The following is a 26,738-nucleotide window of genomic DNA, read 5'->3' on the forward strand; positions in this document are numbered from 1 at the left end:
ATCGCTGCCTCTGCCTCGTCAGTGCACGACTGCAAAGCTGAACGCGGTGCCTCGACGCTCACCCCGCAGTGCTACTCTCGCATCAACCGGCTGGCCGCCTTTTTTCGGCCCTGAGTACAACAAGGATTATTCACATGACCATGCTCAAAGATCCCTCGACGAAGTACCGCGCCTTTCCTGTCATCGACCTGCCTGACCGCACCTGGCCTTCCAAGGCCATCACTGCGGCGCCGATCTGGTGCAGTTCCGACTTGCGTGACGGTAACCAGTCGCTGATCGAGCCCATGGATGCGGTCAAGAAACTGCGTTTCTGGAAAACCCTCGTGCAAGTGGGTGTGAAGGAAATCGAAGCCTCCTTCCCTTCCGCGTCGCAAACCGATTTCGACTTCGTGCGCACGCTCATCGAAGACGGCCACATCCCGGACGACACCACGATTCAGGTGCTGACGCAGGCTCGCGAAGACCTGATCGCGCGGACGTTCGAGTCCCTGCGCGGTGCGAAAAAAGCCATCGTCCATCTGTATAACGCCACCTGCCCGTCCTTCCGCCGCATCGTCTTCAACCAGGACAAAGCAGGCGTCAAGGCCATCGCAGTGAATGCCGCGCAGCTGTTCGTCAAATACGCCGCCCAGCAGCCAGAAACCCAATGGCAGTTCGAGTACTCGCCGGAGACGTTCAGCGCCACCGAGCTGGAGTTCGCCAAGGAAGTCTGCGACGCCGTCATTGACGTGTGGAACGCGACGCCGCAGAACAAGGTGATCCTGAATTTGCCGGCGACCGTCGAAGTCGCAACCCCGAACATTTACGCCGACCAGATCGAATGGTTCTGCCGCAACATTTCCCGTCGTGACAGCGTGATCATCAGCCTACACACCCACAACGACCGTGGTACCGGCGTCGCGGCAACCGAGCTGGGCCTGATGGCGGGCGCGGATCGCGTTGAAGGCTGCTTGTTCGGCAACGGCGAGCGCACCGGCAACGTCGACCTCGTGACCGTCGCGCTGAACATGTACACCCAGGGCCTGAATCCACAGTTGGACTTTTCCGACATCGACGGCGTGCGCAAGGTGGTTGAAGAGTGCAACCAGATTCCGGTGCACCCGCGTCATCCGTACGTTGGTGATCTGGTGCATACCGCGTTCTCCGGCTCCCACCAGGATGCGATCCGCAAGGGCCTCACCCAGCAGAAAGAAGGCACGATGTGGGAAGTGCCGTACTTGCCAATCGATCCAGCCGACATTGGTCGCAGCTACGAGGCGGTCATCCGCGTCAACAGCCAGTCCGGCAAGGGCGGGATCACCTACCTGCTGGAACAGGAATACGGCATTTCCCTGCCGCGTCGCATGCAGATCGAGTTCAGCCAGGTGGTTCAGGGCGAGACCGATCGTCTGGGCCTGGAAATGACGGCTCAGCAGATTTACTCGCTGTTCAAGCGTGAATACTTGCAGGCCAACAAGCCGTACGCGCTGGTCAGCCATCGTTTGCAAGAAGAAAACGGCAACAGTGCCGTTGAAGTGGTCGTGACCGGAATGAGCGACAGCGAAAGCAATCTGCGCTGGAAAGGCACCGGCAACGGCGCATTGGAAGCGCTGGTCGCCGGTCTGCCGGTTTCAGCCGAGATCATGGACTACAACGAACACGCCATCGGCGCAGGCACCACGGCCAAGGCCGCTGCTTACATCGAGTTGCGTGTGAACGGTGACCGGGCGGTGCATGGCGTCGGCATTGACGAAAACATCACCACGGCCAGCTTCAAGGCGCTGTTCAGCGCACTTAATCGCGGCTTGCTGCAGGCTGACGCGACAAAAGCGGCGTAATTCATCGCAACGAAAAAAGGCCCTGAAGCGTGAGTTTCAGGGCCTTTTATTTTGAAGCTCGATGATCAGGCCGTTGTGCTGACCGTGCCTTTCATTAGGTTCAGCAGCGCGCCCTGCTGAGCGTTCAACTGAGCCATTGTCCCGGAAATCTGCTGCTGGATAGCCATGACCTGGGCAGATTTTTCCTCATCCGACGCCTTGCTGTTCTGAGCGGCGGCCAGCTGAGCCTGCTGTTGTAGCAAGATCTTTTGGGTCTCCTTGATCTGCTCTTGCAGTTGCTGGATCGCCTGGTCTTGGGGGCTCGACGCCGCACCTGCCTTGCCGGCACCGGTGGCTTGAGGGTCGCCATAGACGTTGCCACGCAACTCGACGCTGGCGGTCTTGGCATCGCTCTTGGTGGAGTCGTCGGTCTTGACGGCAGCCGTGAACACGCTGGAGTAAGCAGCCAACGAACTGGTGTTGATGGTGGTCATGATGAACTCCTTATGAGGTGCACTTTGTATCGGCCAGCGTACAAACATCTGAAGTCGAATTTGTTGCAGACGCACAAACGCCCCACGACCGAAGTCATGGAGCGGTTTTGTCTGTAAATCAGTGAATCAGGCAGTGGTGTTGATGCTGCCGGACTTTTGCAGCTGCAAGAGCGCCGCCTGCTCCGTGGACAGGCTGGCGGTCGTCGACGAGATCTGCCCCTGAATGGCCATTACCCGCGCGGACTTTTCCTCGTCAGAGCCCGAACTTGCCTGAGCGGCAGCGAGTTGCTGTTGCTGCTCCTGCAAGCGCTTCTGGGTCTCCTTGATCTGCTCTTCCAGCTTTTCGATGGCCTGCTCGCTGGTGCTGGAGGAGGAATCAGACGCCCCGCCTGCCCCACCGGCACCGCCAGCGCCACCGGCTGCAGTCGTTGTCGTCGATGCAGACGCCGAAGTGGCATCTGTCGTGGTGGAGGTGTCGCTGTCAGCCGCAGTGGTCGTGGCGTCTTTCTTGACCGCAACGGTAAAGCTGGCGGAATACGAACTCAATGAGGATGTGCTGATGGTGGTCATACCGATCTCCTGTCTGGGTACAAGCGCTATCGACCACCTGTCCATTAACTCTATGACGTTACTGTATCTCGAATGTATCAGCGTCGAGACAGGCCGGGAATTTCTCTCGGTACGCCGCCAGGCTCTGCGCGGACAGGCTGACCTGAAACACCCCATCCGCCTCGCCGATGTTCAGCAGGCTCTCGCCCTGGAAGTCCAGCACCTGGCTGTCGCCTGTGTAGGCGAAGCCCTTGCCATCGATGCCCACGCGGTTCACCGCCGCGACGTAACACAGGTTCTCGATGGCCCGCGCCGGCAGCAAGCGGTTCCAGTGCAGACGGCGAGCGCCCGGCCAGTTGGCGGTGTAAAGCAGCAGATCGGTGTTGTGGGCGTCACGGCTCCACACTGGGAAACGCAGGTCGTAGCAGATCAGCGGACGAATGCGCCAGCCCTTGAGCTCGAACTGCACCTGGCGTTCCCCTGGGCTGTAATGCTCGTGCTCCCCGGCCATTCTGAACAGGTGGCGCTTGTCGTAATGCAGCAGCTCGCCATCTGGCCGCGCCCACAGCAGGCGATTGCGATGGCTGCCGTCAGCGGCGCGAATGATCACGCTGCCGGTCACCACCGCATCCAGTTGCCTGGCTTGCGCCAGTATCCACTGGGCCGTCGGGCCGTCTTCGGGCTCGGCCAGCGTCTCGGATTCCATGGAAAACCCGGTGGTGAACATCTCCGGCAGGATCACCAGATCTGCGCCCCTGGCCTGGGCCAGGAGCTCTTCGAAGTGAGCGTGGTTCGCCGGGGCGTCGTGCCAGACCAGCGTGGTCTGGACCAGCGCGATACTCAGATTGGGCAGCGTGCTCAGATCGCGCATAGTTTTTCCGCCGCCAGACGCAGCGTCTCCTCACGCTTGGGAAAGCACAGCCGGATCAGGCGCTGGCCTTCGGGCGGATTCTGATAGAAAACCGAGATCGGAATGCTCGCCACACCGTGCTCGCGGGTCATCCACAGCGACATGTCCACATCGTTGAGGTCCGGACGGATCTGCGAGTAATCAACGAGCTGAAAGTAGGTGCCGCTGGCGCGCGTGAAGGTGAAGCGCGAGGCTTCAAGGCGATCGCAGAAATAGTCGCGTTTGGCCTGATAGAACGCCGGCAGTTCGTCGACGTGCTCCGGGTGCGCCGCCATGAAATCGGCCAGCGCCCATTGCAGCGGTGTAACCCCGCAGAACGCGACGAACTGATGGATCTTGCGCGCTTCGGCGGTCAGTGCCGGCGGCGCAACGAGGTAGCCGGTTTTCCAGCCGGTGACGTGATAGGTCTTGCCGAACGAACTGACCACAAAGGCGCGCTGGTAGAGTTCGTCATGGGCCAGCACGCTGGCGTGCTGCAGGCCGTCAAACACCAGATGCTCGTAGACCTCGTCGCTGAGCACGTAAATATCGCGATCACGGATCAATGCCGCCAGCCGATCCAGTTCATCGCGAGTGATCAGCGCGCCGCTGGGGTTGTGGGGCGTGTTGATGACGATCATCCGGGTGCGAGGGCTCAGCGCAGCACTGAGTTTCTCCCAGTCGATGGCGAAGTCGCCGTCCTTGAGCTGCACATGCACGGTGCGCCCGCCGGCCAGTTCCACAGAAGGCGCATAACTGTCGTAGCACGGGTCGAAGACGATAACTTCGTCACCGGTACTCACAACGGTTTGGATCGCGCAGAAGATGGCGTGGGTAGCGCCGGGTGTGATGGTGATTTCGCTGTCGACGCCGACCTGACGGCCGTAGCACCGGGCGATCTTCGCGGCGACTTGCTCGCGCAACGCAGGCAGGCCAGCCATCGGCGCGTATTGGTTGTTGCCGTCCATGACGCGGCGGCAAAGGGCTTCACGCAGTGCGTCGGGCCCATCGAAATCGGGAAAACCCTGAGACAGATTGATCGCCCCGGTTTCAGCGGCCAGCTGGGACATCACGGTAAAAATGGTGGTGCCAACGTTCGGCAGTTTGCTGGTGATCATGGGGTTTTCCTGCTCCACTCCCGACACCTGAAGGGCTCGGGGACCCGCAGGATAGCCCAGATGTCGCGCACAAAAAAAGGCGCCACTGGCGCCTTTTCCGAGAAAGACCTTTACACGATCAACGCTTGTCGCGGCGCTTCTTGTCGGCTTTCTTGTGGTGCGACATCATTCGACGCTTCTTGTTGACCTGGCGGTCCGTCAGCGTGTTCTTGTTGCCTTCGTACGGGTTCTCGCCACCCTTGAACTCGATGCGGATCGGCGTACCGACCAGCTTGAGCACACGGCGGTAGGTGTTCTCGAGATAGCGGACGTACGACTTCGGTACTTTCTCGACCTGGTTACCGTGAATCACGATCAACGGCGGGTTCGCGCCACCCAAGTGAGCGTAACGCAGCTTGATGCGGCGACTGCCCACCATCGGCGGTGCGTGCTCGCTGACCGCGTCTTCCAGAATCTGGGTCAGGCGGCTGGTCGGCCAGCGGGTCACGGCGGATTTGAACGAGTTCTGCACCGACTGATACAGGTTGCCCACGCCCGTGCCATGCAGCGCCGAGATGAAGTGGATGTCGGCGAAGTCGACGAAGAACAACCGACGCTCCAGCTCGACCTTCACGTAATCGCGCTCGCTAGGCACCATGCCATCCCACTTGTTCAGCGCGATGACCAGGGCCCGACCGGATTCAAGGGCAAAGCCCAACAGGTTGAGGTCGTGGTCGACGACGCCTTCACGGGCGTCCATCACGAAGATCACCACGTTGGCGTCTTTGATCGCCTGCAGGGTTTTGACCACGGAGAACTTTTCGACTTCTTCGTGGATCTTGCCGCGCTTGCGCACACCGGCGGTGTCGATCAGCGTGTACTTTTCCTCGTTGCGTTCGAACGGGATGTAAATGCTGTCGCGGGTGGTGCCCGGCTCGTCGTATACGATGACGCGGTCTTCACCGAGCATGCGGTTGACCAGCGTCGACTTGCCAACGTTGGGGCGACCGATGATCGCGATCTTGATGCCGTCCTTCTCGCTCGGGCCGGGAATGCGCTTGGCTTCCTGACCTTCGGCGACGACTTCCTCTTCTTCGCCTTCTTCGACTTCATCAGCGTCTTTCGGGAAGTCGCGCAGGGCGATTTCGAGCATCTGAGTAATGCCACGACCGTGAGCGCCGGCAACCGGAATCGCGTCACCCATGCCCAGCGGTGAAAACTCGGCGCGGGCCATGTCAGGGTCGATGTTGTCGACCTTGTTGGCGACCACGTAAGACGTCTTGTTGCGCTTGCGCAAGTGCTCGCCAATCATCTGGTCGGCGGCAGTGAAGCCTGCTTTGGCGTCAACGAGGAACAACACGACATCGGCTTCTTCGATGGCCAGCAGCGACTGCTCGGCCATTTTTTCGTCCATGCCGTGCTCGTCACCGGAGATACCGCCGGTGTCGATCAGGATGTAGGAGCGCCCTTGCCACTTGGCCTCACCGTATTGGCGATCACGGGTCAGACCGGACAAGTCGCCGACGATGGCGTCGCGAGTCCTGGTCAGGCGGTTGAACAAGGTGGACTTGCCGACGTTCGGTCGACCCACCAGGGCGATTACGGGAACCATGCGGCTCTCCACTTCGTTATTTCAGAAAATACAAAAGCCGCTGCAAGGCAGCGGCCGGAGTTCGGAGCAACGCCGAAGCGTCGCAGGCCCCATGAAAGCGGGGCCGCCTGGGGAAGCCAAAACACGACCTCCTCAAGCATAGACAGCCACTACTTGATCGTCAGCGCTTCCAGCTTGCCGCTGTTGCCGAAGACATAAATGGTGCTGCCGGAGACCAGCGGGCGAGCACGCAGGCCATCGCTGTCAATCTTTTCACGGGCGACAAAATGACCATCGACCTGGCTCAGCAGGTGCAGATAGCCTTCCATGTCACCGACTGCGACGTAGCTGGAGAACACTTCCGGCGCGCCGAGTTGGCGACGGGCCAGCGAGTCGTTGCTCCACAGACCGGTGGACGAGCGCTCATCGATGCCTTCCACCGTGCCGTTGGCCAGCGAGACGTAAACGCTGCCGAAGCCCTGCGCCACACCCGAATAGCTCGAGGCATCACGCTGCCACAGCACGCGACCGCTCTGCAGTTCCAGACCGGCTACGCGACCCTGGTAAGTCGCGACATACAACGTGTTGCCGGAGAGCAGCAGACCACCGTCGATGTCGACCACGCGATCCAGCTCGGAGCGACCTGCCGGAATGGCAACGCGCTGCTCCCAGGCCGGTACGCCGTTGTTGATGTCCAGCGCCACGACCTTACCGGTCGACAAACCTGCAATGGCCAGCGAAGGGGTGGCAATCGGTGCACCGGTGCCACGCAGTGTCAGAACAGCAGGGCTGCTCTCGTAGATCCAGCGTTGATCGCCAGTGATGGCGTCATAACCGATGACCCGATCATCCTGGGTCTGGGCAACCACAACGCTGCCGTTGGTGGCCGGAGCCGACAGCACTTCGCTGGTCGCCTTGGCTTTCCACTTCTGCTCGCCGGTCGCTTCGTCGAGGACGATGACTTCGCCGCGCAACGTGCCGAGCATGACCAGACCAAAACCTACGCCGACGGCGCCGGAGACCGGTTGCTCAAGCTCTTTTTTCCAGACCACGTCGCCGTTGCTGCGATTGATCGCCATGACCAGACCGTTCGCATCGGCAGCGTAGATATTCTCACCGTCGATGGCCGGAACCAGCATGTTGTAGATGTCGCCCTGACCGTCACCGACGGAGCGGCTCCACAACTTCTGCAGGGTCACTTCCTGTTTGAAGTCGACGAGTTCTGCCGGAGGCAGCTCTTTTTTGCTGTTGCTGCTGCAACCCGCGGCCAGAATGGCCAGAGCCAGCAATGCTGCATGTTTCCAACGAATCACGTCACGCATCCCCTTTCGCCAGGTCGTCGAGCTTCATTTGCAGACCGCCAACAGCCGCTTCTTCAGAAAGCGCCGCCTTGGCCTTTTTGTACGCAGCATAGGCATCATCGGTGCGACCCAGCTGAACCAGCAGGTCGCCGCGCAGCTCTTCACGGCTGGCCGCGAAGGACTTGTCGGCCTGACCGTCGAGCAGCTTCAGCGCGTCTTCAGCCTTGTTCTGTGCAGCGAGCACGCGAGCCAGACGCTGACGGGCGATTTCACCCAGCGTCGCGTTGGCCGGCTTGTCGGTCACGGATTTTAGTTCGTTCGCGGCGTCATCCAGCTTGCCCGTGTCCACGGCCACCTTGGCCACGAACAGACTGCCGTACTGAGCGTACGCGGTGCCGCCGAATTCGCTCTTCAGCTTGCCGGCGATCTCGGCCACTCGGCCTGCATCGGCCTGGCCGCTTGGCGTCAGTGCAGTTTCCAGCAATTGCTGATACAGCGCCGAACCACCTTGCGCCTGGTTGTTCTGATAGCGCTGCCAGCCTTGCCAGCCCAACACCACGATCACCGCCAGCAGGCCGCCGGTCAGCAGAGGCTTGCCGTTACGCTGCCACCAGTCCTTTACGGCAACCAGCTCATCATCATCGGTACTCGACACCCCAATACTCCTATTCGCTAAATCGGCTTTTATCTGCTTCAACCCTGCGAGATGCAGGTGGCCAGGTGCTCGGACAGAGCATCCCAGGCAATATTTTGTTGCTCGCCCTGACCACGCAGCGGCTTGACGCCCACTTCCTTGCGCGCCAGCTCTTCGTCGCCAAGGATCAACGCGTACAGCGCGCCGCTCTTGTCGGCCTTCTTGAACTGGCTCTTGAAGCTGCCAGCCCCGGCATTGACTTGCAGACGCAGGTTCGGCGCCTGATCGCGCAAGCGCTCGGACAGGGTCAGCGCTGCCAGCTCGGCGGCCTCGCCGAATGCGCACACGTAAACGTCGACGGTACGGGCGATTTCTTCGGGAATCTGCTCGAGGGTTTCCAGCAACAGCACCAGACGCTCGATGCCCATGGCAAAGCCCACGCCCGAGGTCGGCTTGCCGCCCATCTGCTCGACCAGACCGTCGTAACGGCCGCCCGCGCAGACAGTGCCCTGAGCGCCGAGCTGGTCAGTCACCCACTCGAATACGGTTTTGCTGTAATAGTCCAGGCCGCGAACCAGCTTCGGGTTGATCACATACGGAATGCCCGCCGCGTCGAGACGCGCCTTAAGGCCTTCGAAGTGAACCCGGGATTCGTCGTCCAGGTAATCCGCCAGCCTGGGTGCATCAACCAGCACCGCCTGAGTTTCAGGGTGTTTGGTATCCAGCACACGCAGCGGGTTGGTCTTCAGACGGCGCTGGCTGTCTTCGTCCAGTTGCTCGTGACGCGCCGAGAGATACTCGACCAGCGCCTCACGATAACGGCCGCGGGCTTCACTGGTGCCCAGGCTGTTGAGTTCGAGTTTGACGGCGTTGCGGATACCCAGCAGGCCCCACAGGCGCCAGGTCAGCACGATCAGCTCGGCGTCGATGTCCGGACCATCAAGGTTGAACACCTCGACGCCGATCTGGTGAAACTGACGATAACGGCCTTTTTGCGGACGCTCGTGGCGGAACATCGGGCCGATGTACCAGAGTTTCTGCACCTGACCGCCGCCGGTGATGCCATGTTCGAGGACCGCACGCACGCACGCCGCCGTGCCTTCAGGGCGCAGGGTCAGGGAATCGCCATTACGGTCGGCGAAGGTGTACATCTCTTTCTCGACGATGTCGGTGACTTCGCCAATGGAGCGTTTGAACAGGTCGGTGAACTCGACGATCGGCATGCGGATCTGGCGATAACCGTAGTTATCCAGCAAACGCGAGACCGTGCCTTCGAAGTAGCGCCACAGCGGCGTCTGATCCGGCAGGATGTCGTTCATGCCACGAATGGCTTGCAGAGACTTACTCACAAATATTCCTTGAAAACTGGGTTAGCCGCGCGCGATCAGCGCTGCGTCGGCCTCGACCTTTTCGGCCGCTCTCTGACGGATCAAGCGTTCAAGCTCATCCACCAGATTGTCATTTGTCAGCTTTTGCGCCGGCTTGCCATCGATGTAGATCAGGTTCGGCGTGCCACCGGTCAGACCGACGTGAGCTTCTTTCGCCTCGCCGGGACCGTTCACCACGCAACCGATTACCGCGACATCCAGCGGAACCAGCAAATCTTCAAGGCGCCCTTCCAGCTCGTTCATGGTCTTGACCACATCGAAATTCTGCCGCGAGCAGCTCGGGCAGGCGATGAAGTTGATGCCACGGGAACGCAGGCGCAGCGACTTGAGGATGTCGTAACCGACCTTCACTTCTTCAACCGGATCAGCAGCCAGGGAAATCCGGATGGTATCGCCGATCCCCTCGGCCAGCAGCATACCTAGGCCGACGGCCGATTTCACTGTGCCTGAGCGCAAACCGCCCGCTTCAGTGATGCCCAGGTGCAACGGCTGGATGATTTGCCTGGCCAGGAGGCGATACGCCTCGACCGCCATGAACACATCGGAGGCCTTGACGCTGACCTTGAAGTCCTGGAAATCCAGACGGTCCAGATGCTCGACGTGACGCAGCGCGGACTCGACCAGCGCAGCCGGCGTGGGCTCGCCGTACTTCTTCTGCAGGTCTTTTTCCAGCGAACCGGCGTTCACGCCGATGCGAATCGGAATGCCGCGATCACGGGCCGCCTCGACCACCGCGCGGACGCGGTCTTCACGGCCAATATTGCCCGGGTTGATCCGAAGGCAATCGACACCCAGCTCAGCAACGCGCAGGGCGATTTTATAATCGAAGTGGATGTCAGCGACCAGCGGGACCTTGACCAACTGCTTGATACGGCCGAAGGCCTCGGCAGCGTCCATGTCCGGCACCGAGATGCGCACGATGTCGACGCCAGCGGCTTCCAGACGGTTGATCTGCGCCACAGTGGCCGCGACGTCATTGGTGTCGCTGTTGGTCATGCTCTGCACTGCGATCGGGGCATCGCCACCGACCGGCACAGAGCCGACCCAGATTTTACGAGATTCGCGACGTTTGATCGGAGATTCGCCGTGCATGACTTATTGCCCTAGCTTCAGGCGAGCAGTTTCGCCACTGGTGAAAGGTGCCACATCAACCGGCTGGCCGTTGTAACTCACCTGCGCGCCACGAGCGAAGCCCAGGCGCAGGGTCAGAGGCGGCTTGCCGTTGACGTCGAGGGTGTCGCCTTTTTTCTTGAGACCGCTCATCAGCACTTTGCCGTTGCCATCGGTGACCTGGGTCCAGCAATCATTCACAAACTGAACCTGCACGCGGCCGGCACCTGCCGGAACGGGCGCTGCGTCGGCCGTCGCGCTCGGGGCGGTATTGACGGGTGCGGTGGTCGCAGGCGTTGGCGCCACGGTAGTGACCGGCGCAGTTGGCGTCGAAGCGCTATGCGCGGGTGTCACCGGAGCGGTGGTTGATGTGCTGTGAGGAACAACTGCGCCTGCAGTGGTGCCCGTGCTGCTGGGTACGCTGCTGGATGAAGCCGGGGCTTCAGGTGCGGACGCAGGCTCGGCGTTATTCAACGGCAGCGCCGTCTGGCCTTGAGCGACAGCTTGATCTTCGGGCTCGTCGAGCGGATGGATCTGGGTGGTGCCGTCGGCGCTTTCGACTTCGACGTGCTCCATGCCCAGATTGGTCGGCTCTTTGCCGCGCAGCGTGGCCTGATCCTGCCACCACACGAAGCCGCCGCCGATCAATGCGATGAGCAGCAAGAGGCTGACGATGCGCAGAATATTGTGAGACAGGCGCACTGGCTCTTCGATTCGGCCCAGCGCATGAACGTTGCTGCCCTTGCCGTCGGTGCCGGTGTACTGATCGAACGCGCTGACCAGTGCAGCTTGATCAAGGTCCAGCAGCTTGGCGTAGGCACGGACATAGCCGCGGGCAAAGGTATGGCCGGGGAGCTTGTCGAAATCACCCGCTTCCAGGTTAGTAAGGGACGCCACGGTGAGGTTGAGCCTCAACGCCACATCTGGCAGCGACCAGTTCTTGCTCTCGCGGGCCTGTCGCAATGTTTCGCCTGGGTTCGTGCGAGTGGCTGCTACAACTTCGGGATGCGCCGCTTTCATCATTGCTCCGACAGGTATTGCTGATATTCCGGCGTACCGGGATAGAGTCTTTTTAGAAGCAACCCGTAACTGGCTGCCTTGTTGCGATCATCAAACACCTTCGCCAGCCGCGTTCCGAGCAACAAGCTCCGCGCATTCTGCTCGCTTAACTGGCTGAAACGCTCGTAGTAATCGCGCGCCGGCACATAATGCCTGTCTTCGTACGACAACTCAGCCATTTCCAGCAACGCGCGTGGCTGCTGACGGTCAAGACGCAGGGCTTTGTCGAAATGCTCACGGGCGGTGACGCGATCACCGAGCATCACAGCCGTCATGCCGAGGTTCTCGAAAACCCGGGCGCGCTCGGCGTAGAGGTTATCCTCGGCGGCCTGCTCGAAGCGCTCGTAAGCTTCCTTGTAACGCTTCTGCTGGTAGAGAAAGCTGCCGTAATTGTTGAGGATTCGCGCGTCTTTGGGACGTGCCGACAATGCTTTCTCGTAATACTGGTTCGCCAGTTCCGGTTCCATCTCGGCCTGAAACACCAGAGCCAGCGCGGCATTGGCGTCCGCATCGGAGCTGTTCAGCTCAAGTGCCTTTTTCAGAGGTGCCTTCGCACGCTCCATCTGACCTTGCTGAAGATAGCCCAACCCCAATTGCACGTAAGCCTGACGAGCTTCCTCACGCCCCTTGCTGGTACTCAGCGGATCGACGTTGCCGGTGGACACACAACCGACCAGCAGCGTGGCAAAACAGAGCAGCAGCGCAACGCGCAGGGACATAGAGATCCTCTCAGTCAAATTCGCAATCAGTTGCGAGCGGAAGCGACCTGCACGACGTCGGCATCGGCACTGAGCTCCCGCACAGCAATATAGCGCTCGCTGCGACGGGTGCGGTCCATTACCTGTCCGACCAACTGGCCGCAGGCAGCATCGATGTCCTCACCGCGCGTGGTACGCACGGTGACGTTGAAGCCAGCTTGATGCAGCAGATCCTGGAAACGACGGATCGCGTTGTTGCTGGGGCGTTCATAGCCCGAATGCGGAAACGGGTTGAACGGGATCAGGTTGACCTTGCACGGGGTGTCCTTGAGCAGCTCGATCATCTCGATGGCGTGCTCAGGCTTGTCGTTGATGTCCTTGAGCAGCGTGTACTCAATGGTAAGCACGCGCTTTTCGCCCAACGCAGACATGTAGTTGCGGCAGGACTCGAGGAGCATCCTCAGGGGGTACTTTTTATTGATCGGCACCAGCTGGTTTCGCAGCGCGTCATTGGGCGCGTGCAGCGAAAGGGCCAGCGAGACGTCGATGTGCTTGGACAGCTCATCGATCATCGGCACCACGCCGGAGGTGGACAGCGTCACCCGGCGCTTGGAAATGCCATACCCCAGGTCATCCATCATCAGATGCATGGCGGCAATGACATTGTCGAAGTTCAGCAATGGCTCGCCCATCCCCATCATCACCACGTTGGTGATGGCACGGTCGACGGTAGCCGGGACACTGCCGAAAGATTTGTTGGCAATCCATACCTGGCCGATGACTTCGGCGGCGGTAAGGTTGCTGTTGAAGCCTTGTTTGCCGGTGGAGCAGAAACTGCAATCCAGCGCACAACCCGCCTGGGACGAGACACATAGCGTGCCGCGCTTGCCTTGCGGAATATAGACGGTCTCGACGCAGCTGCCGGACTCGACACGGACGACCCACTTACGGGTGCCGTCGGTGGAGATGTCCTCGCTGACGACTTCAGGACCCCGAATTTCGGCACGGCTCTGCAGCTTTTCGCGCAGGGCCTTGCCGACGTTCGTCATGGCCTCGAAGTTATCGACGCCAAAGTGGTGAATCCACTTCATGACCTGACCGGCGCGGAAGCGTTTCTCCCCGATAGACTCGAAGAATTTTTCCATTTCCAGCCGGGTGAGACCCAGCAGGTTGATTTTGCCAGTTGATTCAGTCATGGATTCACCCTCACTCGCAGCAATAGCTTAGCGAGTGGTTACCTCGGTAGCAGCGAAGAAGTACGAGATTTCACGAGCAGCAGCGGCTTCGGAGTCGGAGCCGTGAACAGCGTTGGCGTCGATGGAATCAGCGAAGTCAGCACGGATGGTGCCGGCAGCGGCTTCTTTAGGGTTGGTAGCGCCCATCAGCTCGCGGTTCATAGCGATAGCGTTTTCGCCTTCCAGAACCTGAACGACAACCGGGCCGGAGATCATGAATGCAACCAGGTCACCGAAGAAACCACGGGCGCTGTGCTCAGCGTAGAAACCTTCTGCTTCGGCTTTGGACAGTTGCTTCAGTTTCGAAGCGACAACGCGCAGACCGGCTTTTTCGAAACGAGTGGTGATCTCGCCGATGACGTTTTTGGCAACAGCATCAGGCTTGATGATCGAGAAAGTACGTTGAACAGCCATGGTGTAACTCCAGAAGCAGTGATTATTGCGAAAAATTAAACCCGCGAATTATACGCGGGTTTGATGTTATTGCCTAACGTGCAAATCTGATCAGTCGATTTCGTCGGCCCAGAGCGTCTGGACCGCCTCGAGCACTTTCTCGCCGACGCGGCCAGAGGTGTCGTCGAAATCCGGCAGTTGCTTGATCATCAGTTGCAGCTTGGTGAACCCTACTGAATAAGGGTCAACGCCGGGATGGGTCTCGGCGAGTTCTTCAGCGATGCGTTGTACGTCATTCCAACCGTAACTCATGACAGCTTCTCGATCAGTGCGGCGCTTCGGCAGCGTGGTTAAGCGAATATTTCGGGATCTCGACGGTCAGGTCTTCCGTACCGACCTTGGCCTGGCACGCCAGACGGGACTGCGCTTCCAGACCCCACGCACGATCAAGATAGTCCTCTTCCAGCTCGTCCGCTTCTTCGAGGGAGTTGAACCCCGCACGAATGATGCAATGGCAGGTGGTGCAGGCACAGACGCCACCGCATGCACTTTCAATCTCGATGTGGTGATCGTGGGCGAGTTCCAGAATCGACTTGCCGACTTCGGCCTCGACAACCATCCCGTCCGGGCAATGCTCGGCGTGTGGCAGAAATGTAACCTGCGGCATCAGTTATTCCTCAATCTCATTCAGGTTGCGCCCTGACAGCGCGGCTTTCACCGTCGAGTCCAGGCGGCGGGCGGCGAACGCATCAGTCACCTGCGACAGACGCTTGGTCTGAAGCTCGATGGCCGGACCGTCATCGCCCTTCATCAATTCACGAAGTTCTTCCATCTGCAGGTCGATGACCATGCGCTCCTCGGCATCGAGCAAGCGCTCGCCATCGGCCTGCAACGCGCCGTCGACGGCTTCGAGCAAACGCTGGGCGTCGACCTGCTGTTCACGCAACGCGCGAGCCACCATGTCATCACTGGCGTACTGGAACGAATCCTTGAGCATGCGGGTGATTTCACCGTCAGTCAGGCCATACGAAGGCTTGACCTGAATGCTCGATTCCACGCCCGATGCCAGCTCGCGGGCGGACACGCTGAGCAGGCCATCGGCGTCGACCTGGAAGGTCACGCGGATTTTCGCGGCGCCGGCGACCATGGCGGGGATACCGCGCAGGTCGAAGCGCGCCAGAGAACGGCAGTCGCTGATCAGCTCACGCTCGCCTTGCAGCACGTGAATCATCATGGCCGACTGGCCGTCTTTGTAAGTGGTGAATTCCTGAGCGCGGGCCACCGGGATCGTGGTGTTGCGCGGAATGACCTTCTCCATCAAGCCGCCCATGGTCTCCAGCCCCAGGGACAACGGGATCACGTCGAGCAGCAACAGCTCGCCGCCATCGCGCTTGTTGCCTGCCAGGGTATCGGCCTGGATCGCAGCACCGATGGCAACCACTTGATCCGGGTCGATCTCGGTCAACGGCTGGCGGCCAAACAGCTCGGCAACGGCTTCGCGAACACGCGGGACACGGGTGGAACCGCCCACCATGACCACGGCTTCGACTTCATCCAGCTCGATGCCGCAATCACGAACGGCACGACGGCACGCTTTGAGGCTGCGGGCAATCATGGGCTCGATGAGGGAGTCGAACGCAGCACGACTCAGTGCACCCTGCCAATCGCCATGGACGACTTCAACCGCATCAGCATCCGTCAGCGCTTCTTTCGCCGCGCACGCTGTTTGCATCAGTCGGCGCTGGGCAGCCGGATCGAGATCGTCGGACAGACCGGCTTCAGCGATGATCCAGGTCGCGATGGCGTGGTCGAAATCATCACCGCCCAGCGCGCTGTCGCCACCGGTGGCCATGACTTCAAACACGCCGCCGGTCAGGCGCAGGATCGAGATGTCGAAGGTGCCGCCGCCCAGATCGTAAATGGCGACCACGCCTTCTGCGTTCTGATCCAGCCCGTAGGCCACGGCAGCTGCAGTGGGCTCGTTGAGCAGACGCAGGACAGTCAGGCCCGCCAGCTTCGCGGCGTCTTTGGTGGCCTGACGCTGGGCATCATCGAAATAAGCGGGAACGGTGATGACCGCACCGACCAACTCGCCACCCAGTGTCTCTTCAGCGCGCTGGCGCAGCACCTTGAGGATGTCCGCCGACACTTCGACCGGACTCTTCGGGCCCTGCACGGTTTCGATGAACGGCATGTGGGACTCACCACCGGTGAAGCGGTAAGGCAGCTGCCCACCCAAGTGCTTCACATCGGAGATCCCGCGGCCCATGAGGCGCTTGACGGAAATGATGGTGTTCAGCGGATCAGTGGCAGCAGCGTCCTTGGCCGACTGGCCCACTTCGACGCGATCAGCGTGGTAGCGAACGGCAGACGGCAGGATGACCTGACCGTTGGCGTCGGGGAGCGGCTCGCTGATGCCGCTGCGCAGGGCTGCCACCAGCGAATTGGTGGTGCCGAGGTCGATTCCGACAGCCAGGCGACGCTGATGGGGTTTTGGAGCTTGGCCGGGTTCGGCGATCTGCAGTAGAGCCATTGCTTTTCTGATATCACTGGCGTGCCGCCCCAAAGGGACGGCGCGGGGTTAATCGTCGAGGCGCTCTTCGAGCTGGCGCACTTCGTAGGAGAGCTTGTCGAGGAACTGCATGCGACGCATCAGCCGTTCAGCCTGCTCACGCTGTGCAGCGTCGTCCCAACAGGCCGCGAAGCTTTCGTTCAGTGCTTCCTGGGCAACCTTCAACCGGCGCTTGAATACCGCAACACCTGCCAGATCCGCTTCGTCCTGAAGATCTTCGAGCTCTTCGCGCCACTGCATCTGCTGCATCAGAAACTCGGGATCCTGCACAGTGACTTCCAGCGGAACCTCACCCTTCAGCGCCAACAGATAACGCGCCCTTTTTGGCGCGTTCTTCAGCGTTTGGTAGGCGTCGTTCAGACTGGCAGAGCGCTCCAGCGCAACCCGTTGCTCAGCCTCAGGGGCGTCGGCAAAACGGTCGGGGTGCACGCTCCGGGCAAGCTCACGGTAACGCGTCGCCAGCAGGTCGAGATCCAGATTGAATCCCGGCTGCAGGTCGAATAAAGCAAAGTGACAAGGAGTACCCACAATAAGCCTCAGACGTTGAAGCTTTCGCCGCAGCCACATTCACCGCGCGAGTTGGGATTGTTGAACTTGAAACCTTCGTTCAACCCTTCCTTGACGAAATCGAGCTCGGTGCCGTCGAGATAGACAAGGCTCTTGGGATCGATGATCACCTTGACGCCGTGGTACTCGAACACCGTGTCTTCGCTTTCCGGCTCATCGACGAACTCGAGCACGTATGCAAGGCCTGAACAACCGGTCGTGCGAACGCCCAGACGAATGCCGTCACCCTTGCCACGCCCATCGAGGGAGCGGCGTACATGGTTGGCGGCCGCTTCGGTCATGCTGATAGCCATCGGAACTCCTTACCTCACGCAAGTTACTTAACGCAGCGGAACAGGCTCTGCTTAGAGCAGGCCTTTCTTCTGCTTGTAGTCGCGAACGGCCGCCTTGATGGCGTCTTCAGCGAGTACGGAGCAGTGGATTTTCACTGGCGGCAGGGCCAGTTCTTCAGCCAGCTGAGTGTTCTTGATGGTCTCTGCTTCATCCAGAGTCTTGCCCTTCATCCACTCGGTGGCGAGGGAGCTCGACGCGATGGCAGAGCCGCAGCCATAAGTCTTGAACTTGGCGTCTTCGATAATGCCTTGCTCGTTGACCTTGATCTGCAGACGCATCACGTCGCCGCATGCCGGCGCGCCGACCATGCCGGTGCCGACATCAGGGTCTTCCGCGTTCATCTTGCCGACGTTGCGGGGATTTTCGTAGTGGTCGATGACCTTTTCGCTGTAAGCCATGGTGCAATCCTCATCAGATACAACACGTCGCTCTCACGACACTTGGAAAACCCGGTTTTCAAAGTGCCGCATGAAATGGCGACTTTGAATTAGTGCGCCGCCCACTCGATCTTGGAGATGTCGACGCCGTCCTGGAACATGTCCCACAGCGGCGACAAGGCGCGCAGCTTGGTGACGGCCTCGCAGACTTTCTGCGCGGCGTAGTCAATCTCGTCTTCAGTGGTGAAGCGACCGAAAGTGAAACGGATCGAGCTGTGTGCCAGCTCATCGTTACGACCCAGGGCGCGCAGCACGTAGGAAGGTTCGAGCGAAGCCGAGGTGCACGCGGAGCCTGACGATACCGCCAGATCCTTGAGCGCCATGATCAGCGACTCGCCTTCTACATAGTTGAAGCTCAGGTTGAGGTTGTGCGGTACACGGGCAGTCATGCTGCCGTTGACGTACAACTCTTCCAGGTGCGAAACCTGCTGGTAGAAGCGATCGCTCAAGGCCTGGATGCGAACGTTCTCGGCAGCCATGTCTTCTTTGGCAACGCGGAAGGCTTCGCCCATGCCGACGATCTGGTGCGTCGCCAGCGTGCCGGAACGCATACCACGCTCGTGACCGCCACCGTGCATTTCGGCTTCGATGCGGACACGTGGCTTGCGGCTGACCCACAGTGCGCCAATGCCTTTAGGACCGTAGGTCTTGTGGGCCGAGAACGACATCAGATCAACTTTGAGGTTGGCCAGGTCGATTTCAACCTTGCCGGTGGCCTGGGCTGCGTCGACGTGGAAGAGCACACCGCGGGAACGGGTCATCTCGCCAATCGCAGCGATGTCGTTGACTGTACCGATCTCGTTGTTGACGTGCATGATCGAGACCAGAACGGTGTCGTCGCGCATGACCGCTTCGATCATGGCCGGAGTGATCAGGCCATCTTCGGTCGGTTCGAGGTAGGTGACTTCAAAGCCTTCACGCTCAAGCTGACGCATGGTGTCGAGCACGGCTTTGTGTTCGATTTTGCTGGTAATCAGGTGCTTGCCTTTGGAGGCATAGAAATGCGCAGCGCCCTTGATCGCGAGGTTGTTGGACTCGGTAGCACCGGAGGTCCAGACGATTTCGCGCGGGTCGGCGTTGACCAGATCAGCGACCTGACGACGCGCGTTTTCGACCGCTTCTTCGGCCTTCCAGCCAAAGACGTGGGAGCGCGACGCCGGGTTACCGAAGTTGCCATCCACCAGCAAGCAATCGCTCATCTTCTGCGCAACACGCGGATCGACCGGAGTCGTCGCGGAATAATCGAGGTAAATTGGCAATCTCATTGAATATCTCCTATCGGGCAGGCGCGCCGCGCGTTCATCTGCGTTCACTCAACGGCGGATGTTTCAATCTTGTCCAGTTGCTGCGTCTTGCTACCGCAACGGCGCAGATCCTGACGTTGGGCGACTTCTTGCACTTCACGGCGAGTGACGAGGTCGGCCAGGCTGATACCGCTTAGAAATTCGTGAATCTGCTGACTGAGGTCGCACCACAAGTGGTGGGTCAGACAGGTGTCGCCAGCATGGCAATCACCGAGCCCCTGGCAGCGCGTCGCGTCAACTGACTCGTTAACGGCGTCGATCACTTGCGCTACCTGAATGCCCTGCATGTCGCGGGACAACTGATAACCGCCGCCGGGGCCGCGTACGCTGGAAACCAGGTTGCCACGGCGCAGCTTGGCGAACAGTTGCTCGAGGTAGGAAAGGGAAATCCCTTGCCGCTCGGAGATATCGGCCAGGGACACTGGCCCATGCTGCGCATGCAATGCCAGATCGAGCATGGCAGTGACAGCGTATCGGCCTTTTGTAGTCAGTCGCATGGCGTTTACCGCGGAGGTTCGGAATGAGGGCGAGTATGCTATTCCCGAGTATTTAAGTCAACTATAAGACCTAGTAGAACAGTCGGGATTACCCGCAAAAGCGCGGCCGCATCATAGCAAAACGCGCCAGGGATTGGCACATGTGCCGCCTGTGGGCGTGCGCTGCTCTATTTGCGCGGAGCATTAGCCTCGCAACGCTCTTTCATGCAATCGAAGACTTCCTGACGCAGCTCGGGCAATTCCTTCTCGCGATACTCGCCACCCAGGCTCTTCAATGCCTTGCCCATGTCTTCCACGCGCACGTCCATCGCTTGCAGGTGATCGAGCAACTGCCCGATCGCGCGCGCCACGGGATCAGGCATATCCTCACTGACGCCATAAGCATCGAAGCCGAGCTTTTCGGCGATCGCCTTGCGCTTGGCTTCGGTCTCGTCATCCGACTTGACGATGATCCGCCCGGGAATCCCCACAACAGTCGCACCCGCAGGCACGGGCTTGGTCACCACCGCGTTGGAGCCGACCTTCGCCCCGGCGCCCACCGTGAACGGGCCGAGCACCTTGGCGCCCGCGCCGACAACCACGCCGGACTCCAGCGTCGGATGGCGCTTGCCTTTGTTCCAACTGGTGCCGCCCAGGGTCACGCCCTGATAAAGCGTCACGTCGTCGCCAATCTCGGCGGTTTCGCCAATGACGATGCCCATCCCGTGATCGATGAACAAGCGCCGACCTACTTTGGCGCCCGGGTGGATCTCAATCCCCGTCAGCCAGCGACCGAAGTTGGAAACCATGCGCGCCGGCCATTTCAGCTCGTTGCGCCACAGCCAGCCAGACAGCCGATGCAGCCAGATCGCGTGCATGCCGGGGTAGCAGGTCAGCACTTCAAAGGCATTTCGAGCCGCCGGGTCACGATGAAACACGCTTTGAATGTCTTCCCGCAAACGCTCGAACATTACTGATCCTTCCGCTTATAGGGTTCGCCGTTGGCCGCTTTCTGGGTCTCGGTGAGGATGCCGCGCAAGATGCTCATTTCGGATCGATTCACCGCAGAGCGCCCGTACAGACGACGCAGCCGCGCCATCAGATGACGCGGCTTCTCGGGATCAAGGAAGCCAATAGTGACCAGCGTGGACTGGAGATGCTCATAGAATTTCTCCATCTCATCCATGGTCGCCAGCTCGGTACTGCGCACCGAGTTGACCTCGAACTTTTCCACCTTGCTCGCCTGGCCATCGGCAGCGAGCCAGGCCATGCGGGTTTCGTAACTCAACACCTGCACGGCGGCGGCCAGATTCAACGAGCTGAATTCCGGATCCGAGGGGATGTGTACGTGGTAATGGCAGCGCTGCAGCTCTTCATTGGTCAAGCCTGCGTATTCACGGCCGAATACCAGTGCGATCTCTTCGCCCAATGCGGCGTGCTCGATGGTCTTGACGCCCGCTTCGCGAGGGTCGAGCAGCGGCCATGGAATGCGGCGATCCCGCGCGCTGGTGCCCAACACCAGATTGCAACCTACCAACGCATCTTCCAGCGTCGCCACGACCTGCGCGCCTTCCAGAATGTCGCCCGCGCCAGACGCCCGTGCATCGGCCTCATGGTGGGGAAACATGGCGGGATCAACCAGCACCAGGCGCGTAAGGCCCATGTTTTTCATGGCACGCGCGGCGCCACCGATATTGCCGGGATGACTGGTACCGACCAGGACGACACGAATATTTTGCAGCACTGGTGAAGTCTCGCTAGCAGGTGAAAAGGGGGACGAATGTTACAGAAGCGCTCGCTTCAACGCCACGAACCTTGCGCCTCACGCACGGGATACACTACTAAAAGAAGAAAGGCACCGCCGAGCTGCTCACGCCAAGCCGACCGGACGCGCGGCAAAGTCTGCACTCGCGCTGGAAATCATCCTAGAGAACCCATAGAATGCCCGGCTCTCTTTAACGACCTAGGTGATCCATCCATGCAGCCAATGCTGAATATCGCGCTGCGCGCCGCCCGCAGCGCCAGCGAATTGATTTTCCGCTCCATCGAGCGCCTGGATACCATCAAGGTCGACGAAAAAGACGCGAAAGATTACGTAACCGAAATCGATCGCGCCGCCGAGCAGAGCATCATCACTGCACTGCGCAAAGCGTATCCAACCCACGGCATCCTTGGCGAAGAAAGCGGCCTGCATGAAGGCAGCGGCGAAGGCACCGAGTACCTCTGGATCATCGACCCGCTCGACGGCACCACCAACTTCGTGCGGGGCGTTCCTCACTTTGCCGTCAGCATCGCGTGCAAATACCGCGGTCGCCTGGAACACGCCGTTGTTCTGGATCCGGTCCGTCAGGAAGAGTTCACTGCCAGCCGTGGTCGTGGTGCTGCCCTGAACGGCCGTCGTCTGCGCGTCAGCCCGCGCAAGAGCCTTGAAGGTGCCCTGCTCGGCACAGGTTTCCCGTTCCGCGAGAACCAGCTCGATAACCTCGACAACTACATGAACATGTTCCGTTCGCTTGTGGGCCAGACTGCCGGCATCCGCCGCGCTGGCGCGGCGAGCCTGGATCTGGCTTACGTGGCTGCAGGCCGTTTCGATGCGTTCTGGGAATCAGGCCTGTCGGAGTGGGACATGGCCGCAGGCGCCCTGCTCATTCAGGAAGCAGGCGGTCTGGTCAGCGATTTCAATGGCGGTCACGACTTCCTTGAAAAAGGCCACATCGTTGCCGGTAACACCAAATGCTTCAAAGCGGTCCTGACCTCGATCGCTCCGTTCGTGCCAGCTTCGCTGAAGCGTTAAGCCCAGCGCGCTGTACAAAAAACCGGCCATGTGCCGGTTTTTTTGCGCCTGATTTCCTATGCTCCGGGCAACAAAAAAGCACCCGAAGGTGCTTTCTTGATCAACTCACTGCGCAATTACTGACCCGCTTGACTCAACTCCAGCTGACCGTCCTTGTTGACAGGGATCTGGCTGCCTGGATCACGGTCCATACGCACCTGCCCGACCTTGTCGTTGAGCTTGTACTTCACGTTGTAGCCGACGACTTTGTCGCTGATGTCGTTGACGGTGTTGCAGCGCGACTCGGAGGTTGTGTACGTGTCGCGGTTCTGCATGCCTTCCTGAACCTTGTTACCGGCATAACCACCACCGACCGCACCGGCGACCGTGGCGATCTTCTTGCCAGTACCGCCACCCACCTGGTTACCGAGCAGGCCACCCGCTACGGCACCGATGACACTCCCGACGATCTGATGCTCGTCCTTCACCGGCGCGCGGTGAGTGACGGCAACGTCCTTGCAGACTTGTCGCGGGGTTTTGATTTGTTCTTTAACAGGCTCGACGGCAAGTACGTCTGCGTACTCTGGGCCGCTTTGTTTTACGAGGCTATAGGTGGCCAAAGCACCACCGGCGGTTACACCGACAGCACCCAACACTGCACCAATAAGCAACGACTTGTTCACGTGAACCTCCTGACGATATTCAGCGCGATTGCTCGCACTACTCCCAGCCTTGGAGCACAAAAAAAGGCGCGAGTTCACACTCGCGCCTTTTTAGATGATGGCCGGTTACCACTATGGGTTACGGACGGTCATCCACTTTGTCGACGGTGACCGGTGGCAACAGGTCTTCGCTACGCAGGTTCAACCAGATCAGCACCACGTTGGCGATGTAGATCGACGAGTAAGTACCCGCCAGAACACCGATAAACAGCGCCACCGAGAACCCGTGCAGGCTGTCGCCGCCGAAGATCCACAGCGCGACGATGGCCAGCAATGTGGAGATCGAAGTAGCCATCGTCCGCAGCAATGTCTGCGTAGTAGAGATATTGATGTTCTCGATCAACGAGGCCTTGCGCAGCAGACGGAAGTTCTCGCGAACCCGGTCGAATACCACGATTGTGTCGTTGAGCGAGTAACCAATGATCGCCAGCACCGCAGCCAGCACAGTCAGGTCGAAGGTCACCTGGAAGAACGACAGGATACCCATCGTCACCACCACGTCGTGGATCAGCGAGACGATGGCCCCTACCGCGAACTTCCACTGGAAGCGGAAGGCCAGGTAGACCAGAACGCCGCCCAGCGCCAGCAGCATGCCGAGGCCGCCCTGGTCGCGCAGCTCTTCACCTACTTGCGGACCGACGAACTCGACGCGCTTGACGGTCACCGGGTTATCGGCGCCTGTCTTGCGCAGCGCTTCGGCGACCTGAGTGCCCAGTTGCGGGTCTTCACCCGGCATACGAACGAGCAGATCGGTGGTCGCACCGAAGCTTTGCACCACTGCTTCGGTGTAACCCGACGCAACCAGCTCTTCGCGCACTTTGTGCAGATCGGCCGGACGCTCGTAGGTCAGCTCGATCAGCGTACCGCCGGTGAAGTCCAGACCGAAGTTCAGCCCTTTATAGAACCAGCTGAACAACGCCACAGCGGTGAGGAGCATGGTAATGGCGAACGCAATGTTGCGAACGCCCATGAAGTTGATCGTACGTTTCATGGCAGCCCCTTAAATCCACAACTTCTTGAAGTCACGACCGCCAAAGATCAGGTTGACCATTGCGCGGGTCACCATGATGGCTGTGAACATCGAGGTAAAGATCCCGAGGGACATGGTGACCGCAAAACCCTTCACCGGGCCTGTGCCCATCGCGAAGAGAATGCCGCCGACCAGCAGCGTCGTCAGGTTGGCGTCGAGGATCGCGGTATAAGCGCGGTCGAAGCCCTCGTTGATCGCACGCTGGACCGTCATGCCGTTGGCGATCTCTTCACGAATCCGCGAGAAGATCAGCACGTTCGCATCGACCGCCATACCCATCGTCAAGACGATACCGGCGATGCCTGGCAGGGTCAGTGTTGCACCCAGCAGTGACATCAGCGCCAGCAGCATGACCATGTTGAAGGCCAGTGCCACCGTCGCGATCAGACCGAAGAAACGGTAGATGGCGAGGATGAACAGCGAGACGAACAGCATGCCCCACAGGGATGCATCGATACCTTTGGTGATGTTGTCGGCACCCAGGCTTGGACCAATGGTGCGCTCTTCAGCGAAGTACATCGGTGCAGCCAGACCACCGGCACGCAGCAGCAGCGCCAGTTCGGAAGACTCACCTGCGCCGTTCAGGCCAGTGATGCGGAATTGAGCACCGAGCGGCGACTGGATGGTCGCCAGGCTGATGATCTTCTTCTCTTCCTTGAACGTCTGAACCGGCACGTCTTTTTCGACGCCGTTGACCATTTGCTTGGTGTAGGTGGTGGTCGGCTTCTGCTCGATGAAGATCACCGCCATGCTGCGACCGACGTTCGCGCGGGTTGCGCGACTCATCAGATCACCACCATGGCCGTCCAGCTTGATGTTCACCTGAGGACGGCCGTGCTCGTCAAAGCCGGCCTTGGCGTCAGTCACCTGGTCGCCAGTGATGATCAGACCACGCTCGACCGGCGCCGCAGGACGACCTCCTTCGCGGAACTCGAACATCTCGGTGGTGGCTTTGCTGTCATCAGGACCTGCGCCCAGACGGAACTCAAGGTTGGCCGTCTTGCCGAGAATACGCTTGGCTTCGGCGGTGTCCTGAACACCCGGCAGCTCGACCACGATGCGGTTGGCGCCTTGACGCTGAACCAGCGGCTCGGCGACGCCCAGCTCGTTGACCCGGTTACGCACGGTGGTCAGGTTTTGCTTGATCGAGTATTCGCGGATTTCAGCGATCTTGGCTGGCGTCATGGCCAGACGCAAAGTCGGCATCTCGCCGCGATCACTCGTGGTGATATCGAAATCGGTGTAGTCCTTGCGGATCAGCGCACGGGCCTGTTCGCGGGTATCAGCATCGCTGAAGCCCAGCTGGATGGCGCCGTTGTCTTGCGGCAGGCTGCGATAACGCACCTTTTCCTTGCGCAGAAGACTCTTCACTTCGCCTTCGTAGACATTCAGACGCGCACTGAGCGCCTTGTCCATGTCGACTTCGAGCAGGAAGTGCACGCCACCAGACAGGTCGAGACCCAGCTTCATCGGCGTAGCGCCAATGCTGCGCAGCCATTTCGGCGTGGTCTGAGCCAGGTTGAGCGCGACAACGTAATCGTCGCCCAGCGCCTTGCGTGCGACATCTTTGGCTGGCAGCTGGTCTTCCTGTTTGGTCAGACGCAACAAACCGCCCTTGCCGTTCTCGGCCAGAGACGCGCCCTTGACCGCGATGCCAGCATCGGTAAGCGCCTTGCTTACGCGATCCAGATCAGCCTGATTGACCTGCAGCGCAGTGCTTGCGCCAGTGACTTGAATAGCCGCGTCATCAGGGTAGAGATTGGGTGCGGAATAAATAAAACCGATCACCAGCACTGCCAGGATCAGGATGTATTTCCACAGAGGGTATTTGTTCAACATCACGCCGCCTGCTTATAACGCGGGGCGCCTTGCGCGCCCCGTCGATTGGTAAAAGACTGGAATCAGATGGCTTTCAGAGTGCCCTTGGGCAGGGTGGCAGCGATTGCGCCCTTCTGGATCTTCAGCTCTACGGTGTCCGACACTTCGATAACAACGAAGTCATCAGTCACTTTGTTGATCTTGCCCGCTATACCGCCGGTAGTGACGACTTCATCACCCTTCTGCAAGTTACCCAGCAAGTTCTTTTGCTCTTTGGCGCGCTTGGCCTGTGGACGCCAGATCATCAGATAGAAGATGACCAGAAAACCGACCAGGAAAATCCACTCGAAGCCGCCGCCCATAGGGCCTGCAGCAGCAGGGGCAGCCGCATCCGCGAAAGCGGAAGAGATGAAAAAGCTCATTTAACACTCCAGTTGCATATTTTAATAATAGGAAGCGAAAGACCGGATGT

29 protein-coding genes are annotated in these 26,738 nt (G+C 59.8%); 2 read left to right on the forward strand and 27 right to left on the reverse strand.

What is annotated here, in order from left to right; translation table 11 throughout:
• Positions 1–134: 134 nt before the first annotated feature.
• Entirely contained in the window at positions 135–1,817 is a 1,683-nt protein-coding gene (gene leuA, locus OKW98_RS24290; RefSeq protein ID WP_265386998.1) for a 2-isopropylmalate synthase, read from the forward strand.
• 65 nt (positions 1,818–1,882) lie between these two features.
• Here the strand turns inward: leuA and OKW98_RS24295 are convergent, their stop codons facing one another.
• The 23 genes from OKW98_RS24295 to trmJ all read right to left on the reverse strand — a co-directional run bounded on the left by OKW98_RS24295 (position 1,883) and on the right by trmJ (position 21,667).
• Complete coding sequence (locus OKW98_RS24295) at positions 1,883–2,290, reverse strand: hypothetical protein (protein WP_265386999.1); 408 nt, start codon at positions 2,288–2,290, stop codon at positions 1,883–1,885.
• Positions 2,291–2,416: 126 nt separating this feature from the next.
• Positions 2,417–2,860, reverse strand: coding sequence for a hypothetical protein (locus OKW98_RS24300; RefSeq protein WP_265387000.1), 444 nt, complete (start codon positions 2,858–2,860; stop codon positions 2,417–2,419).
• Between the two features lie 58 nt (positions 2,861–2,918).
• The gene (locus OKW98_RS24305) at positions 2,919–3,710 is read right to left on the reverse strand and encodes an amidohydrolase (protein ID WP_265387001.1); all 792 of its coding nucleotides are present in this window, start codon (positions 3,708–3,710) and stop codon (positions 2,919–2,921) included.
• On the reverse strand, positions 3,698–4,846 hold the full coding sequence (locus tag OKW98_RS24310) for a pyridoxal phosphate-dependent aminotransferase (protein ID WP_265387002.1): 1,149 nt from the start codon (positions 4,844–4,846) through the stop codon (positions 3,698–3,700). Before OKW98_RS24310 ends, OKW98_RS24305 begins: the two co-directional genes overlap by 13 nt.
• 118 nt (positions 4,847–4,964) lie before the next feature.
• A complete protein-coding gene (der, locus tag OKW98_RS24315; protein WP_265387003.1) occupies positions 4,965–6,437 on the reverse strand; it encodes a ribosome biogenesis GTPase Der in 1,473 nt (490 codons plus the stop codon).
• Between the two features lie 149 nt (positions 6,438–6,586).
• Positions 6,587–7,738 carry an outer membrane protein assembly factor BamB gene (gene bamB, locus OKW98_RS24320; protein ID WP_265387004.1) on the reverse strand — a complete coding sequence of 384 codons (1,152 nt, stop codon included), beginning with the start codon at positions 7,736–7,738 and terminating at the stop codon, positions 6,587–6,589.
• The gene (locus OKW98_RS24325; protein ID WP_265387005.1) at positions 7,731–8,372 is read right to left on the reverse strand and encodes a tetratricopeptide repeat protein; all 642 of its coding nucleotides are present in this window, start codon (positions 8,370–8,372) and stop codon (positions 7,731–7,733) included. The genes bamB and OKW98_RS24325 overlap by 8 nt, the downstream gene beginning before the upstream one ends.
• Before the next feature lie 38 nt (positions 8,373–8,410).
• On the reverse strand, positions 8,411–9,700 hold the full coding sequence (hisS, locus tag OKW98_RS24330) for a histidine--tRNA ligase (protein WP_265387006.1): 1,290 nt from the start codon (positions 9,698–9,700) through the stop codon (positions 8,411–8,413).
• A gap of 21 nt (positions 9,701–9,721) precedes the next feature.
• Positions 9,722–10,831, reverse strand: coding sequence for a flavodoxin-dependent (E)-4-hydroxy-3-methylbut-2-enyl-diphosphate synthase (gene ispG, locus OKW98_RS24335; RefSeq protein ID WP_265387007.1), 1,110 nt, complete (start codon positions 10,829–10,831; stop codon positions 9,722–9,724).
• A 3-nt stretch (positions 10,832–10,834) separates the two neighbouring features.
• The gene (locus tag OKW98_RS24340) at positions 10,835–11,869 is read right to left on the reverse strand and encodes a RodZ domain-containing protein (protein WP_265387008.1); all 1,035 of its coding nucleotides are present in this window, start codon (positions 11,867–11,869) and stop codon (positions 10,835–10,837) included.
• Positions 11,869–12,627 (reverse strand): type IV pilus biogenesis/stability protein PilW, encoded by a 759-nt coding sequence (gene pilW, locus OKW98_RS24345; RefSeq protein WP_265387009.1) that lies wholly within the window; start codon positions 12,625–12,627, stop codon positions 11,869–11,871. The genes OKW98_RS24340 and pilW overlap by 1 nt, the downstream gene beginning before the upstream one ends.
• A 26-nt stretch (positions 12,628–12,653) precedes the next feature.
• On the reverse strand, positions 12,654–13,802 hold the full coding sequence (rlmN, locus tag OKW98_RS24350) for a 23S rRNA (adenine(2503)-C(2))-methyltransferase RlmN (RefSeq protein ID WP_265387010.1): 1,149 nt from the start codon (positions 13,800–13,802) through the stop codon (positions 12,654–12,656).
• Between the two features lie 27 nt (positions 13,803–13,829).
• A complete protein-coding gene (gene ndk / locus OKW98_RS24355) occupies positions 13,830–14,255 on the reverse strand; it encodes a nucleoside-diphosphate kinase (RefSeq protein ID WP_265387011.1) in 426 nt (141 codons plus the stop codon).
• Positions 14,256–14,345: 90 nt separating this feature from the next.
• A complete protein-coding gene (gene iscX, locus OKW98_RS24360) occupies positions 14,346–14,546 on the reverse strand; it encodes a Fe-S cluster assembly protein IscX (protein WP_108120869.1) in 201 nt (66 codons plus the stop codon).
• Between the two features lie 13 nt (positions 14,547–14,559).
• Positions 14,560–14,901 (reverse strand): ISC system 2Fe-2S type ferredoxin, encoded by a 342-nt coding sequence (gene fdx, locus OKW98_RS24365; protein ID WP_065990018.1) that lies wholly within the window; start codon positions 14,899–14,901, stop codon positions 14,560–14,562.
• A 3-nt stretch (positions 14,902–14,904) separates the two neighbouring features.
• On the reverse strand, positions 14,905–16,767 hold the full coding sequence (gene hscA / locus OKW98_RS24370) for a Fe-S protein assembly chaperone HscA (protein ID WP_265387012.1): 1,863 nt from the start codon (positions 16,765–16,767) through the stop codon (positions 14,905–14,907).
• Between the two features lie 48 nt (positions 16,768–16,815).
• Positions 16,816–17,334 carry a co-chaperone HscB gene (hscB, locus tag OKW98_RS24375; protein ID WP_265387013.1) on the reverse strand — a complete coding sequence of 173 codons (519 nt, stop codon included), beginning with the start codon at positions 17,332–17,334 and terminating at the stop codon, positions 16,816–16,818.
• 8 nt (positions 17,335–17,342) lie between these two features.
• Positions 17,343–17,666, reverse strand: coding sequence for an iron-sulfur cluster assembly protein IscA (gene iscA, locus OKW98_RS24380; RefSeq protein ID WP_065990022.1), 324 nt, complete (start codon positions 17,664–17,666; stop codon positions 17,343–17,345).
• Positions 17,667–17,717: 51 nt separating this feature from the next.
• The gene (gene iscU / locus OKW98_RS24385; RefSeq protein ID WP_062383507.1) at positions 17,718–18,104 is read right to left on the reverse strand and encodes a Fe-S cluster assembly scaffold IscU; all 387 of its coding nucleotides are present in this window, start codon (positions 18,102–18,104) and stop codon (positions 17,718–17,720) included.
• Between the two features lie 89 nt (positions 18,105–18,193).
• On the reverse strand, positions 18,194–19,408 hold the full coding sequence (locus OKW98_RS24390) for an IscS subfamily cysteine desulfurase (protein ID WP_265387014.1): 1,215 nt from the start codon (positions 19,406–19,408) through the stop codon (positions 18,194–18,196).
• 44 nt (positions 19,409–19,452) lie between these two features.
• The gene (gene iscR, locus OKW98_RS24395; protein WP_265387015.1) at positions 19,453–19,944 is read right to left on the reverse strand and encodes a Fe-S cluster assembly transcriptional regulator IscR; all 492 of its coding nucleotides are present in this window, start codon (positions 19,942–19,944) and stop codon (positions 19,453–19,455) included.
• A 167-nt stretch (positions 19,945–20,111) separates the two neighbouring features.
• The gene (cysE, locus tag OKW98_RS24400) at positions 20,112–20,894 is read right to left on the reverse strand and encodes a serine O-acetyltransferase (protein WP_265387016.1); all 783 of its coding nucleotides are present in this window, start codon (positions 20,892–20,894) and stop codon (positions 20,112–20,114) included.
• The gene (gene trmJ / locus OKW98_RS24405; protein ID WP_265387017.1) at positions 20,894–21,667 is read right to left on the reverse strand and encodes a tRNA (cytosine(32)/uridine(32)-2'-O)-methyltransferase TrmJ; all 774 of its coding nucleotides are present in this window, start codon (positions 21,665–21,667) and stop codon (positions 20,894–20,896) included. Before trmJ ends, cysE begins: the two co-directional genes overlap by 1 nt.
• Positions 21,668–21,901: 234 nt before the next feature.
• On the opposite strand from trmJ, the gene suhB reads away from it, so the two are divergent.
• Positions 21,902–22,717: an inositol-phosphate phosphatase gene (suhB, locus tag OKW98_RS24410; RefSeq protein ID WP_265387018.1), complete on the forward strand. Its 816-nt coding sequence runs from the start codon at positions 21,902–21,904 to the stop codon at positions 22,715–22,717.
• 116 nt (positions 22,718–22,833) lie between these two features.
• Here the strand turns inward: suhB and OKW98_RS24415 are convergent, their stop codons facing one another.
• From OKW98_RS24415 to yajC, 4 genes are all read right to left on the reverse strand, one after another.
• Positions 22,834–23,379, reverse strand: coding sequence for a glycine zipper 2TM domain-containing protein (locus tag OKW98_RS24415; protein WP_265387019.1), 546 nt, complete (start codon positions 23,377–23,379; stop codon positions 22,834–22,836).
• 118 nt (positions 23,380–23,497) lie between these two features.
• On the reverse strand, positions 23,498–24,409 hold the full coding sequence (gene secF, locus OKW98_RS24420) for a protein translocase subunit SecF (protein ID WP_265387020.1): 912 nt from the start codon (positions 24,407–24,409) through the stop codon (positions 23,498–23,500).
• A gap of 9 nt (positions 24,410–24,418) precedes the next feature.
• Positions 24,419–26,287, reverse strand: a complete 1,869-nt coding sequence (secD, locus tag OKW98_RS24425) for a protein translocase subunit SecD (RefSeq protein WP_265387021.1) — start codon at positions 26,285–26,287, stop codon at positions 24,419–24,421.
• Positions 26,288–26,349: 62 nt separating this feature from the next.
• On the reverse strand, positions 26,350–26,688 hold the full coding sequence (gene yajC, locus OKW98_RS24430) for a preprotein translocase subunit YajC (RefSeq protein WP_037012510.1): 339 nt from the start codon (positions 26,686–26,688) through the stop codon (positions 26,350–26,352).
• Positions 26,689–26,738 lie beyond the last annotated feature (50 nt).

Source organism: Pseudomonas sp. KU26590, from assembly GCF_026153515.1.
Lineage (GTDB): Bacteria > Pseudomonadota > Gammaproteobacteria > Pseudomonadales > Pseudomonadaceae > Aquipseudomonas.

What these genes read in the sequence shown, in the direction of transcription:
- leuA (WP_265386998.1), top strand. Translation starts at nt 135, where the DNA reads ATGACCATGCTCAAAGATCCCTCGACGAAGTACCGCGCCTTTCCTGTC.
- OKW98_RS24295 (WP_265386999.1), bottom strand. Translation starts at nt 2,290, where the DNA reads ATGACCACCATCAACACCAGTTCGTTGGCTGCTTACTCCAGCGTGTTC.
- OKW98_RS24300 (WP_265387000.1), bottom strand. Translation starts at nt 2,860, where the DNA reads ATGACCACCATCAGCACATCCTCATTGAGTTCGTATTCCGCCAGCTTT.
- OKW98_RS24305 (WP_265387001.1), bottom strand. Translation starts at nt 3,710, where the DNA reads ATGCGCGATCTGAGCACGCTGCCCAATCTGAGTATCGCGCTGGTCCAG.
- OKW98_RS24310 (WP_265387002.1), bottom strand. Translation starts at nt 4,846, where the DNA reads ATGATCACCAGCAAACTGCCGAACGTTGGCACCACCATTTTTACCGTG.
- der (WP_265387003.1), bottom strand. Translation starts at nt 6,437, where the DNA reads ATGGTTCCCGTAATCGCCCTGGTGGGTCGACCGAACGTCGGCAAGTCC.
- bamB (WP_265387004.1), bottom strand. Translation starts at nt 7,738, where the DNA reads ATGCGTGACGTGATTCGTTGGAAACATGCAGCATTGCTGGCTCTGGCC.
- ispG (WP_265387007.1), bottom strand. Translation starts at nt 10,831, where the DNA reads ATGCACGGCGAATCTCCGATCAAACGTCGCGAATCTCGTAAAATCTGG.
- OKW98_RS24340 (WP_265387008.1), bottom strand. Translation starts at nt 11,869, where the DNA reads ATGAAAGCGGCGCATCCCGAAGTTGTAGCAGCCACTCGCACGAACCCA.
- pilW (WP_265387009.1), bottom strand. Translation starts at nt 12,627, where the DNA reads ATGTCCCTGCGCGTTGCGCTGCTGCTCTGTTTTGCCACGCTGCTGGTC.
- rlmN (WP_265387010.1), bottom strand. Translation starts at nt 13,802, where the DNA reads ATGACTGAATCAACTGGCAAAATCAACCTGCTGGGTCTCACCCGGCTG.
- ndk (WP_265387011.1), bottom strand. Translation starts at nt 14,255, where the DNA reads ATGGCTGTTCAACGTACTTTCTCGATCATCAAGCCTGATGCTGTTGCC.
- iscX (WP_108120869.1), bottom strand. Translation starts at nt 14,546, where the DNA reads ATGAGTTACGGTTGGAATGACGTACAACGCATCGCTGAAGAACTCGCC.
- fdx (WP_065990018.1), bottom strand. Translation starts at nt 14,901, where the DNA reads ATGCCGCAGGTTACATTTCTGCCACACGCCGAGCATTGCCCGGACGGG.
- hscA (WP_265387012.1), bottom strand. Translation starts at nt 16,767, where the DNA reads ATGGCTCTACTGCAGATCGCCGAACCCGGCCAAGCTCCAAAACCCCAT.
- iscA (WP_065990022.1), bottom strand. Translation starts at nt 17,666, where the DNA reads ATGGCTATCAGCATGACCGAAGCGGCCGCCAACCATGTACGCCGCTCC.
- iscU (WP_062383507.1), bottom strand. Translation starts at nt 18,104, where the DNA reads ATGGCTTACAGCGAAAAGGTCATCGACCACTACGAAAATCCCCGCAAC.
- OKW98_RS24390 (WP_265387014.1), bottom strand. Translation starts at nt 19,408, where the DNA reads ATGAGATTGCCAATTTACCTCGATTATTCCGCGACGACTCCGGTCGAT.
- iscR (WP_265387015.1), bottom strand. Translation starts at nt 19,944, where the DNA reads ATGCGACTGACTACAAAAGGCCGATACGCTGTCACTGCCATGCTCGAT.
- cysE (WP_265387016.1), bottom strand. Translation starts at nt 20,894, where the DNA reads ATGTTCGAGCGTTTGCGGGAAGACATTCAAAGCGTGTTTCATCGTGAC.
- suhB (WP_265387018.1), top strand. Translation starts at nt 21,902, where the DNA reads ATGCAGCCAATGCTGAATATCGCGCTGCGCGCCGCCCGCAGCGCCAGC.
- secF (WP_265387020.1), bottom strand. Translation starts at nt 24,409, where the DNA reads ATGAAACGTACGATCAACTTCATGGGCGTTCGCAACATTGCGTTCGCC.
- secD (WP_265387021.1), bottom strand. Translation starts at nt 26,287, where the DNA reads ATGTTGAACAAATACCCTCTGTGGAAATACATCCTGATCCTGGCAGTG.
- yajC (WP_037012510.1), bottom strand. Translation starts at nt 26,688, where the DNA reads ATGAGCTTTTTCATCTCTTCCGCTTTCGCGGATGCGGCTGCCCCTGCT.